At 53.1% G+C, this 680-nt stretch carries 1 protein-coding gene; it reads left to right on the forward strand.

Features of this window, described 5'->3' with window-relative positions:
- Positions 1 to 120 precede the first annotated feature (120 nt).
- The coding region (locus AB1644_06415) for a choice-of-anchor H family protein (GenBank protein ID MEW6050680.1) at positions 121 to 680 on the forward strand (560 nt) is incomplete at its 3' end.

Raw genomic sequence — 680 nt, forward strand, 5'->3', positions numbered from 1 at the left:
CCGACAAACAGCAACAGCCAGACAATCACGGTCTCAATCACGAGTACGAATTTGACTCCGGGAACGTATCGGGACACGGTTCTGGTATCCAGTACCAATGCCGACAATAGCCCCCAGAAGGTGGCAATTACCTATACGTTGACACCCGAGCCTCCGACCTACAGCTTTGCCGCCTCGCCTAATGGAGCTTGGTGGACCGACAAGGTTGACAACGATGATGATGGTGCTCGCTCCAGCGGCGTGCTGAACTTCGACGTCAACGTCAGTTCTGGTAGCCACTCTGTTTATGCCAAAATATACTATGCAACTTATCCTTCAGGAAGCTACTCGCTGTACACACAGACCAGTGATTTCACAATCACCGGTAGCAACACGGGAGACGCAGAGGCTGTTACCATCGGGTATCCGGGTCTCGAACTGTCCGGCCCAACAAACTACAATTTCCGGATAGATATCTTTGAGACTGGTACGACCAGTCCGGTAGTGACCAGCCTCGGTAATACCGGCGACGATGACCTCAATGCTGAGCTGTTTGAGACTAATACCCAGGATCAGCCTCCGACCTACAGCTTTGCCGCCTCGCCTAATGGAGCTTGGTGGACCGACAAGGTTGACAACGATGATGATGGTGCTCGCTCCAGCGGCGTGCTGAACTTCGACGTCAACGTCAGTTCTGGTAG

The sequence above is a fragment of the Candidatus Zixiibacteriota bacterium genome, from assembly GCA_040753875.1.
GTDB lineage: Bacteria > Zixibacteria > MSB-5A5 > GN15 > FEB-12 > DATKJY01.